Source organism: Streptomyces sp. NPDC058662, from assembly GCF_042716255.1.
Classification (GTDB): Bacteria; Actinomycetota; Actinomycetes; order Streptomycetales; family Streptomycetaceae; genus Streptomyces.
Map to the genome: position 1 here is coordinate 1 of NZ_JBHXRU010000150.1, position 10,470 is coordinate 10,470.

General features: G+C 73.1%; 9 protein-coding genes. 4 read left to right on the plus strand and 5 right to left on the minus strand.

The features are described from left to right. Positions 1-149 precede the first annotated feature (149 nt). The 3 genes from ACFWUQ_RS29875 to ACFWUQ_RS29885 are packed head-to-tail and all read right to left on the minus strand — an operon-like array spanning position 150 to position 3,546. Positions 150-899, minus strand: a complete 750-nt coding sequence (locus ACFWUQ_RS29875) for a succinate dehydrogenase/fumarate reductase iron-sulfur subunit (protein WP_384544239.1) — start codon at positions 897-899, stop codon at positions 150-152. Then, positions 896-2,839: a fumarate reductase/succinate dehydrogenase flavoprotein subunit gene (locus tag ACFWUQ_RS29880; RefSeq protein WP_384544241.1), complete on the minus strand. Its 1,944-nt coding sequence runs from the start codon at positions 2,837-2,839 to the stop codon at positions 896-898. Before ACFWUQ_RS29880 ends, ACFWUQ_RS29875 begins: the two co-directional genes overlap by 4 nt. 2 nt (positions 2,840-2,841) lie before the next feature. Continuing rightward, complete coding sequence (locus tag ACFWUQ_RS29885; RefSeq protein WP_384544243.1) at positions 2,842-3,546, minus strand: succinate dehydrogenase; 705 nt, start codon at positions 3,544-3,546, stop codon at positions 2,842-2,844. A gap of 93 nt (positions 3,547-3,639) precedes the next feature. Between ACFWUQ_RS29885 and ACFWUQ_RS29890 the strand changes: the two genes are divergently transcribed. Then, complete coding sequence (locus tag ACFWUQ_RS29890; RefSeq protein ID WP_384544248.1) at positions 3,640-4,518, plus strand: LysR family transcriptional regulator; 879 nt, start codon at positions 3,640-3,642, stop codon at positions 4,516-4,518. A 60-nt stretch (positions 4,519-4,578) separates the two neighbouring features. On the opposite strand, the gene ACFWUQ_RS29895 is transcribed toward ACFWUQ_RS29890, so the two are convergent. Both ACFWUQ_RS29895 and ACFWUQ_RS29900 read right to left on the minus strand, forming a co-directional pair. Beyond that, complete coding sequence (locus tag ACFWUQ_RS29895; RefSeq protein ID WP_384544250.1) at positions 4,579-6,753, minus strand: putative bifunctional diguanylate cyclase/phosphodiesterase; 2,175 nt, start codon at positions 6,751-6,753, stop codon at positions 4,579-4,581. Positions 6,754-6,821: 68 nt separating this feature from the next. After that, the gene (locus ACFWUQ_RS29900; protein WP_384544252.1) at positions 6,822-7,652 is read right to left on the minus strand and encodes an SAM-dependent methyltransferase; all 831 of its coding nucleotides are present in this window, start codon (positions 7,650-7,652) and stop codon (positions 6,822-6,824) included. Positions 7,653-8,528: 876 nt separating this feature from the next. Here ACFWUQ_RS29900 and ACFWUQ_RS29905 point away from each other — a divergent pair. The 3 genes from ACFWUQ_RS29905 to ACFWUQ_RS29915 all read left to right on the plus strand — a co-directional run. Beyond that, complete coding sequence (locus ACFWUQ_RS29905; RefSeq protein WP_384544254.1) at positions 8,529-8,681, plus strand: hypothetical protein; 153 nt, start codon at positions 8,529-8,531, stop codon at positions 8,679-8,681. A gap of 51 nt (positions 8,682-8,732) precedes the next feature. After that, on the plus strand, positions 8,733-9,503 hold the full coding sequence (locus tag ACFWUQ_RS29910) for a hypothetical protein (RefSeq protein WP_384544256.1): 771 nt from the start codon (positions 8,733-8,735) through the stop codon (positions 9,501-9,503). A gap of 245 nt (positions 9,504-9,748) precedes the next feature. Further along, positions 9,749-10,470: hypothetical protein (locus tag ACFWUQ_RS29915; RefSeq protein ID WP_384544258.1), on the plus strand; the 722-nt coding region annotated here is incomplete at its 3' end.

Genomic DNA, 10,470 nt, shown 5'->3' on the forward strand with positions numbered 1-10,470 from the left:
GGCCGGGGCCGGGGGCCGGGGCCAAGGCCGGGGGCCGGGGCCGGGGCCGGGGGCCGGGGCCGGGGGCCGGGCCGGGGCCGGGGCAGGGGCGGGGCCGAGGCCGGGGCCGGGGTGGAACCGGGGCCGGGGCCAGGGCCAGGGCCGGCGTATCAGCGGTGGGGGCCCTTGCGGACCGCCCGCAGCCACTCCTTGTTCATCGCGGCGATCGACGGCAGCGGGATGCCCTTCGGGCAGGCCGTCGCGCACTCGCCGGTCAGGGTGCAGCCGCCGAAGCCCTCCTCGTCCATCCGGGCCACCATGTCCAGCACGCGGGTCTCCCGTTCCGGCGAGCCCTGGGGCAGCACGTTGAGGTGGTTGACCTTGGCGGAGGTGAAGAGCATCGCGGAACCGTTGGGGCAGGCCGCCACGCAGGCCCCGCAGCCGATGCACTCGGCGTGCTCGAAGGCGAAGTCGGCGTCGGCCTTGGGCACGGCGGTGGCGTGCGCCTCCGGGGCGGCGCCGGTGGGGGCGGAGATGTAGCCGCCGGCCTGGATGATCCGGTCGAAGGAACCCCGGTCCACGACGAGGTCCTTGACCACGGGGAAGGCGGCCGCCCGCCACGGTTCCACGTCGATGGTGTCCCCGTCGGCGAAGGACCGCATGTGGAGCTGGCAGGTGGTGGTCCGCTCCGGTCCGTGCGCGTCGCCGTTGATCACGAGGCTGCACGCGCCGCAGATGCCCTCGCGGCAGTCGTGGTCGAAGGCGACGGGGTCCTCGCCCCGCAGGATGAGGTCCTCGTTGAGGGTGTCGAGCATCTCCAGGAACGACATGTCCCGGGAGATGCCGTCGACCTCGTACGAGGCCATGGCTCCGGGGGCTTCCGGGTTCCGCTGGCGCCAGACGCGCAGGGTGAGCTTCATGCGTAGCTCCGCTGGGTGGGGTGGACGTACTCGAAGAGGAGGTCTTCCTTGTGCAGGACGGGTACGGCGCCCGCGTGCTCCCAGGCGGCGACGTAGGAGAACTCCTCGTCGCGGCGCTGGGCCTCGCCGTCCGGGGTCTGGGACTCCTCGCGGAAGTGGCCGCCGCAGGATTCGGCGCGGTGCAGGGCGTCGAGGCACATGAGCTCGGCGAGCTCCAGGTAGTCGACGACGCGGTTGGCCTTCTCCAGCGACTGGTTGAACTCCTCGCCGGTGCCGGGGACCTTGATCCGGCGCCAGAACTCCTCGCGGATCTCCGGGATCCGGTCGAGCGCCTTGCGCAGCCCCTGCTCGGTGCGCGCCATGCCGCAGTACTCCCACATGAGTTCGCCGATCTCCCGGTGGAAGGAGTCGGGGGTGCGGTCGCCGTCGACCGTGAGCAGCCCGGCGAGCCGCTCGCGGGTCTCCCGTACGGCGGCCGCGGCCTCGGGGTGGGTGTCGTCGACGGCGTGGCGGTGGGGGTGGCGGGCCAGGTAGTCGTTGATCGTCGACGGGAGCACGAAGTACCCGTCGGCCAGGCCCTGCATCAGCGCGGAGGCGCCGAGCCGGTTCGCTCCGTGGTCGGAGAAGTTGGCCTCCCCGACGGCGAAGAGCCCGGGGACGGTGGTCTGGAGGTCGTAGTCGACCCACAGTCCGCCCATCGTGTAGTGCACGGCCGGGTAGATCCGCATGGGGACCTCGTACGGATTCTCCGCGGTGATCCGCTCGTACATGTCGAAGAGGTTGCCGTACTTCTCGGCGACCTTGTCCCGGCCCATGCGGCGGATGGCGTCGGCGAAGTCGAGGTAGACGCCCTGCCCGCCCGGGCCCACGCCGCGGCCCTCGTCGCAGACGTTCTTGGCCGCCCGGGAGGCGATGTCGCGGGGCACGAGGTTGCCGAAGGACGGGTAGATCCGCTCCAGGTAGTAGTCGCGCTCCGCTTCTGGGATGTCGGCCGCGGTGCGGGTGTCGCCCTTGGCCCTGGGCACCCAGATACGGCCGTCGTTGCGCAGTGACTCGCTCATCAGGGTGAGCTTGGACTGGTGGTCGCCGGTGCGCGGGATGCAGGTGGGGTGGATCTGCGTGAAGCAGGGGTTGGCGAAGTACGCGCCGCGCCGGTGCGCCCGCCAGACGGCGGTCGCGTTGGAGTTCATGGCGTTGGTGGAGAGGTAGAAGACGTTGCCGTAGCCGCCGCTGGCGAGGACCACGGCGTCGGCGTAGTGCGTGGTGATCGCACCGGTGACGAGGTCGCGGGCGACGATGCCCCGGGCCGCTCCGTCGACGACGATCAGGTCGAGCATCTCGGTGCGGGCGTGCATCTCGACGTTCCCGGCCGCGATCTGGCGGGAGAGCGCCTGGTAGGCGCCGAGGAGGAGCTGCTGGCCGGTCTGGCCCCGGGCGTAGAAGGTGCGCGAGACCTGGACCCCGCCGAAGGAGCGGGTGTCGAGGAGGCCGCCGTACTCGCGGGCGAAGGGCACGCCCTGGGCCACGCACTGGTCGATGATCTCCACGGAGATCTGGGCGAGGCGGTGCACGTTGGACTCGCGGGCCCGGAAATCCCCGCCCTTGACGGTGTCGTAGAAGAGGCGGTGCACCGAGTCGCCGTCGTTGCGGTAGTTCTTGGCCGCGTTGACGCCGCCCTGGGCGGCGATGGAGTGGGCCCGGCGCGGGGTGTCGGAGAAGCAGAACTGGACGACGCGGTAGCCCTGTTCGGCGAGGGTCGCACCCGCTGATCCGCCCGCGAGTCCGGTGCCGACGACGATGACGGAGTGCTTGCGGCGGTTGGCCGGGTTGACGAGCCCGGCCTCGAAGCGGCGGCGGTCCCAGCGGTCCGCGATCGGCCCGGCGGGCGCCTTGGTGTCGGCGAGGGGCTCGCCGGTGGTGTAGCGGATGCGCTCGTTCATGGTCAGTTCACCACTCCGGTCATGACGGCTACGGGAACGGACACGAAGCCGGCGAAGAGGACGAGGGCCAGGCCGTTGGCCAGGATCTTGAAGGTCCGGTCGCGTCGGGCGCTGCTCGCGCCGAGCGTCTGGGCCGCGCTCCAGAAGCCGTGCCGGACGTGCAGGCCGAGGGCGGCCATCGCCACGAGGTAGACGGTGTTCCCGTACCAGGTGGAGAAGGTGGCGAGGACGTTCTCGTACGGGTGCCCGGCCCAGGCGCGCTCGTTGACGGTGAGCGTCGTCAGGTCGAGCAGGTGCCAGACGATGAACAGGGCGAGGATGACGCCGCCCCAGCGCATGGTGCGGGTGGCGTAGCTCGCGCGGCGCCGCTTGTGCGCGTACGGCACGGGGCGGGCTCTGATGTCCCGTCGGCTGAGTTGGTAGGCGGACACGGCGTGGGCGACGACCGCCGCGACCAGCACCACGCGCACGATCCACAGGGCCCACTCGTGGTGCAGGAAGGGGGCGCCGAGGGTGCGCAGCCAGTGCGCGTAGCCGTTGAACTCGTCCGCCCCGAAGAAGATCTTGAGGTTGCCGAGCATGTGCACGACGAGGTAGCCGAGCATCACCAGCCCGGACACGGCCATCACGGACTTCTTGCCGACGGAGGAGTCCCAGATCGTGCGCGTGGTGGACGGCCGTCGTGCCGTCCGCGGTGCCAGAGCCATGCCTCGACGGTAGGGACGGAGGTCCCGAAAGGTCCAAGACATGATGGAGCTCATCTCCATAGGATTGATCTATGGAGCGGCTACGCTGGAGCGATGCAGTTCCAGCAGCTCCTCTACTTCGTGGCCGTCGCCGAGACCCGCCACTTCACCCGGGCCGCCGAGCGGGTGCACGTGGCTCAGCCCTCGCTGTCGCAGCAGATCAAGGCGCTGGAGCGGGAGCTGGGGGCCGAGCTGTTCAGCCGGGCCCGGGGCAATATCACGCTCACCGACGCGGGCGAGACCCTGCTCCCGCTGGCCCGCCGGATCCTGGCGGACGCGGAGACCGCGCGGCTGGAGGTGCAGGAGCTGGCCCAGTTGCGGCGCGGGCGGGTCCGGCTCGGCGCGACACCGAGCGTGTGCACGGGACTGCTGCCGCAGGTGCTGCGCGCCTTCCATGCCGCGCATCCGGGGATCGAACTGCTGATCGAGGAGAGCGGGTCGCTGGACCTCGTACGGGAACTCGCGCGCGGCGCCCTTGACCTCGCGCTGATCGCCCTGCCGCTGCCGCCCTCGGCACCGGCCCTGACCACGGTGGAGCTGCTGACGGAGGACCTGGTCGTGGTCTCCGCGGCGGACCGGCCCGCGCCGGGCGGAGGGACGGCGCTGACCATCCGGGCGCTGCGCGAGGAGCCGATGGTGATGTTCCGCCACGGCTACGACCTGCGGGAGCTGACCGTCGCGGCCTGCCGCGCGGAGGGCTTCGAGCCCGTGTTCACCGTGGAGGGCGGTGAGATGGACGCGGTACTCGGATTCGTCCGGGCGGGTCTGGGCATCGCGGTGGTGCCGGCCATGGTGGTCTCCCACGCCGGGCCGGGCCTGCGCTCGACCCCGCTGGAGGGGTCGCCGCTGCGCCGCACCATCGCCCTGGCCCACCGCACGGACGTCGCGCCGCCGCGCGCGGCCCGGGAGCTCAAGCGCATGCTCGTGGGCTGAGGCGCGCCCCCGCCGCCCGCGGGCGGGCCTGCGCCGCGGGCGGCGGGGGCGGCGGGGCCGTCAGGAGGGGGTCGCGACGGCGTCCGCGAGCAGCAGCGTGTGGATGCGGTCGGGTGCCCCGGGCCGGGCGTAGTACCAGCCCTGGGCCGTGTCGCAGCCGAGGTCGCGCAGCTGCGCGGCCTGGGCCCCGGTCTCCACGCCCTCGACGGTGACGGCGAGTTCGAGGCTGTGGGCCAGGGCGACGATGCCCTCCACGATCTTGACGTCGACCGGGTTGGCCGGGCTCTGCTGCATGCCCTGCGTGAACGAGCGGTCGAGCTTGAGGACGCTGACGGGGAGCCGCCGCAGGTTGGCCAGGTTCGAGTACCCGGTCCCGAAGTCGTCCAGCGCGATGTCCACGCCGAGCGCCGCGAGCCGGCGCAGCGGCTCCAGGAGTTCGTCGTCCGCCCCGATCAGCGCGGACTCGGTGACCTCCAGGCACAGGGCGCCCGGGGCCAGCCCCGACTTCTCCAGCACCGCCACCGTGTCGGCGACCAGGCCGGGATGGTGCAGCTGCGTCGGTGAGAGGTTCACGTTGATCCGCAGGGTCGAACCCGGGTGCTGGCGCTGCCAGTCGCGGGCCTGCCGCACGGACTCCTCCAGCACCCAGCGGCCGAGCGGCACGATCAGGCCGGTCCGTTCGGCGAGCGGGATGAAGCGGTCGGGGCCGAGCACCCCGTACTGGGGGTGCGACCAGCGCACCAGCGCCTCGGCGCCGTGCACGCTGCCGTCGTGCATGTGCACCAGGGGCTGGTACTCGATGAAGAACTCTCCGCGCTCCAGCGCCGCGGGCAGGGCGTTGGTGAGGCCGTGCCGGGTGATGGCGCGGGCGTCGGCCTCGGCGTCGGCGAACTCGAAGCGGTTGCCGCCGGCCGCCTTGGCCCGGTACATCGTGATGTCGGCGCTGCGCAGGACCTCGGCAGGCGTGCGCTCCCCCGCCTTGCCCTCGACGATGCCGATGCTGCCCCGGACGGTCAGCTCCCGCCCCTCCAACCGGATCGGGGTGGAGAGCGCCGACAGAATACGGACGGCGAGGTCGGTCACCTCCTGCTCGGTGTCGGAACCGGTGGTCAGCGCCACGAACTCGTCACCGCCGAGCCGCGCCACCACCTCGCCCGGGCCCGTCGCGCAACTCTGCAGCCGGTCGGCGACCTCCACCAGCAGCCGGTCGCCGGCCGAGTGGCCCAGGCTGTCGTTGACCGCCTTGAAGCCGTCGAGGTCCAGGTAGCAGAGGCCGAAGCGGCTGCCGCCGGCCCCGGTCAGGGCCTTCTCCAGCCGCTCGAAGAACAGCGTCCGGTTGGGCAGACCGGTCAGCGCGTCGTGCGTGGCCTCGTAGCGCAGGCGCAGGTTGAGCAGCCGGCGTTCGGTGGTGTCCTCCATCAGGGCCAGCTGGTACTGCGGCGCCCCGTCGGGGTCGCGCAGCAGGGACACCGTCAGGTTGGTCCACAGCACGGTCCCGTCGTGCCGGTAGTACGGCTTCTCCACCCGGAAGTGCTCGCGCTCGCCGCGTACCAGTTCGGCGTACATCCGCCACACGTGCGGGGTGTCGTCGGGGTGGCCCCACTCGCTGACCTTGCGCCCCCGGACGTGGCCCTCCATGCCGCCGAACATCTGCAGCAGCGCGTCGTTGACCTCCAGGATGTTCCCGTCCAGGTCGGCGATGCCGATACCGACGGCCGCGCCCTCGAAGACCGCCCGGAAGCGCTCCTCGCTCGCGTGCAGGGCCTGCTGGGCGTCGATGCGGGCGGTCAGCGCGGACCGGGCGATGGCCTCCTGCTCCCTGAGGGTGCGCTCGCGCAGTGCGCGGGCGTACCCCGCGGCTATGCCGTGCTGGAGCCGGGCGCAGCGGGCCCGGTACTCCTCGGTGCTCTCGGCGCCCGAGCCGCAGTAGAGCACCAGGTACGACTCGACCACGCCGAGGGTGCCGGCCAGGGCCTCGGGGTCGGTGCAGTGCACGGCGACGAGCTCGGCGCCCACCCGCTGCGCGACGGCGGCGTCGAAGGGCCGGGCGTGCAGCGCCTCGGCGAGGGTCCGGGTGAGCGGCACGAGGTGCCGCTCGAACTCGGGACGGGTCAGCGAGGTCGCCGTGACGGGGAAGATCGCCCGTCCCCAGATCGTCGCGAAGCGGCCGATCCGGTCCTCGGCGCAGCCGGGCGGAGCCCCCGCGGGTGCGGCGACGGACGCCTGCGCGGGCACGCTGACCGGCGCCGGAGCTCCGGCGGGTGCGGCGACTGCCCCGGCTCCCGCCGTACGGGCCGGGACTCTCACGCCTTGCGTCCCACGCCGGCGAAGCCCGAGAACGCGTACGGGTCCTCCTGCGCCTCGCCGTCCTCCCCGCGCTCGGGTGCGTCCGGCCGCCAGTCGGGCATGGACACCAGGCCGGGCCGGAGCATCTCGAACCCTTCGAAGAAGCGGGCGATCTCCTCCCGGGTGCGCATGACGAGCGGGTTGCGGATGTCCCGGTAGACCCCGACGGCGCCGCCGGCGACCTCCGTGGTGAGCGGGATCCCCTCGAACGAGGCGTGGGTGAGGATCAGCAGGCTGCCGGGGGCCAGGGCGTCGCGGAGTCCGGCGACCGCGGCGTGCGGGTCGTCCGCGTCCTCCAGGAAGTGCAGGACGGCGACCAGCAGCAGGGCCACCGGGCGGTCGAGGTCGAGCAGGCGGCCGACCTCGGGGGCGGTCAGGATGTCCTGCGGCTTGCGGAGGTCGGCGGCGACCACGCCGGACCGGTCGTCGCCCGCGAGGACGGCCTGGCTGTGCGCGACGGCCACCGGGTCGTGGTCGACGTAGACCACGCGCGCCTCGGGGCTGGCGGCCCGGGCGATCTCGTGGACATTGCCGAAGGTGGGGATGCCGGAGCCGATGTCGAGGAACTGCGTGACGCCCTCGGCGACGGCGTGCCGCACGGCGCGCCGCATGAATGCGCGGTTGGCCTGCATGATCTTGGGCAGGCCCGGCATGAATTCCATGGCCCGACGGGCCGCCTGGCGGTCGACCTCGAAATTGTGCGAGCCGCCCAGGTAGTAATCGTAGATGCGGGACACGCTCGGCACCGATATGTCGATGCCTGGCGGGGCCCAGGCGGGGCGCTCCATCGGGTCTCCAAGCCTTGTTCCTGCGGCGGTCCGTGCGGTCGGACTCCTGTCCGAGCCGAATGTACTGATCATTGACCAACGGGGCGAGCGAAAGCGGAAATTGGCGATCCGGTCTTCGTCACATACCTAAGCCCCCGGCGTACCCCGCGGGGAGATTGGTCGTTTCCGACACATCCCTTTTGGGAAATGCCCGGTGGGCGATCACTCGCGGCATCCCGCCGGTCCGCGACTGGCTCAAACCTCTACGGTCGCCGGTCCACCCGTTCAGGCGAATCGAGGGCCGACCCCCCCGCGCGCGAGCGCGCGCGGGCCCATGCTCCCCGGGTGAACAGAGCCTGTACCCGGCGCCTGCTGGCGGTCCCGGTCCTGCTGTGGGCGGCCCTTGCCGTCACGCCGGCCGTGGCTGATAGCGGCGCCTACGCGACGACCGACTCCGGCGACGGCGCGGCCACGGCCGCGGTGGTCGCGGCGGCCGTCGGCGGCGGCCGCGGCGGCGGCCCGGGTGGCGGACATCACGGCGACCGGCACGGAGGCGGCCACCACCACGGAGACGGGCGGCCCGGGGGGCACCACCACGGCGGGCACCACCACGGCCGGCCCCCCTGCCCGCCGCCGCCTCCCCCTCCCTGCCCGCCCGAGCCGACCCCGACCCCGACGCCCACGCCCCCGCCCAAGCCGACCCCGAAGCCCACGCCCCCTCCGCCCGTGGTGACTCCGAGCCCGACGCCCGAGCCTCCCCCGCCTCCACCACCGCCGCCGCCGCCCAAACCGCTGCCGAAGCCGGTGCCCGTCCCCGAGCCTCCCCCCGCGCCGCCACCGGCGGTCCGCGCGCCCGCGCCGCCACCGCCGGCTCCCGCGCCGCCACCGCCGCCGGAGGTGGCACCCGCGCCCCCGCCGAAGCCGGTGGCCCGCCCGACCTACCGCGCGGCCACCCGCAAACCGGTCGAGCACCGCATCTCCCCGGTGACGTTCACCTTGACGACCGCCGCTCCGGCGGTGCTCGCGATCGTCGCGCTGCGCCCCCGCTAGGGCCGTGACCCACCGTTTTCCCGCCCCACCCGTCACCGATTGGGAGTCATCTTGTCGGAATGGCTCGTCCTGTCCCTCGCGATGGCCGCGGCCTGTGCCGTGGTGCTGTCCATCGCCTTCTTCAACCACCGCAGGATCGGCGAGGACGACGATCCGAACGAGACCCCGGACGTCATCGAGTACATGACGATGATGATCGGGGTGATCTACGCGATCGTGCTGGGCCTGGCCATCGCGGGTGTCTGGGAGGGCCGGGGGGCCGCCCAGGAGTACGTGCGCCAGGAGGCGCAGGCCCTGCACGAGATCAGCGTCCGCTCCGAGGTCTACCCCGCCGAGGTACGCCGGCGGATCCGCTCCGACGTCGACGCGTACGTGACGTACGTGGTGGACACCGAATGGAAGGTGATGGCCGAGCGGGGCGAGCTGACCGGACGCGGCGGCGAGCTCCTGGATCGGATCCGCCGGGACGTCACCGACTACCAGCCGCAGACCGACCACGAGGGGCAGGCGTACCAGCCGCTGGTCGACCAGGCCGCGATGGTCGACGACGCCCGCAGCGCCCGCGGCGAGGGGGCCGGGGCCACCATGCCGGGGGTGGTGTGGTTCGGGCTGATCGCCGGCGCCCTCGTCACGGTCGGCCTGATCTTCACCCTGCAGATCCGGAAGTCGTTCCGGGAGATGCTGCTCGCGGGGCTGTTCAGCGCGCTCATCGCGTTCCTGCTGTTCCTGATCTGGGACTTCGACGCACCGTTCGGACGGGGGATCTCGGCCACCGCCGGGCCGTTCCTCGCGCAGTTCCCCCATCTCGACCTCGGGGGCTGACGGAACGGGCGCCGGACCGTGGACCGGCCGGTCCCGCAGCCGCGGCCCGAACGGGGTCCGCGCCGTGGCTCCGCAAACCGGGGACGGGCCTCCCGTCCCCGGTTCGGCCCAACGGTATGCCCCATTCGCCCGTTCCTGATCGCGGGTGGCCGTACCCGCGCCTAGCGTGGCGGACATCGAGGCGCACGACCCCCCACGTGCGGAAACCGTTCCGCGGCTGCTCCTCGGGGATCCGGAGATCACTCATGGGTGCGATACGTACCTCCGCAACAGCCCTGCTCAGCACCGGCGCCGCGGGCGCCGTCATCGCCCTGGGCGCCCTGGGCGCGCCCGCCGCGGGCGCGGCCGAGGCCGCGCCCGTCACCTCGTTCGGCTTCAGCCTGACCCCCTCGACGGTCGCCCCGGGCGGCCAGGTGGTGCTCTCCGTGTCGGGCTGCGCCGCCGCCTACACCACCGCCTCCTCCGGTGTCTTCGACACCGTGAGCATCGCGCGCGGGCAGACCGCCCGGGTCACGGTGGACAGCGACGCCCGGCGCGGGGCCCTGTACTCCGTTTCGTTCACCTGCAACGGGGAGACCGGCTCGGCCGACCTGACGATCGCCGGCGGCACGACGCGGCCCACCACCAGCTCCACGGTCGGCGCCAGCACCCGCGCTCCCATCGCCCCGGTCGCGCCGGTCGCCCCCGTCGCGCCGGTCGCCCCCGTCGCACCCGCCCGTACGACGGGCTTCGCCACGGACGGTGCCACCACCGCGCGCGGCGTCCGCGGCGGGCTCGGCGGCAGCGTCGCGGGCCTGAACCCCGTCCAGCTCGGCGTGGGCACCGCCCTCTTCCTCGCCGCCGCGGGCGGTGCGGCGTACGCCCTGCGCCGCCGGGCAGCGGGCCACCGAATCCGCCGAGGGCTCGCAGGACCTCGTGGTCCGCGTCAACGGCCGCCAGGTACCCGAGAAGGGCTCCAGCCTGCACG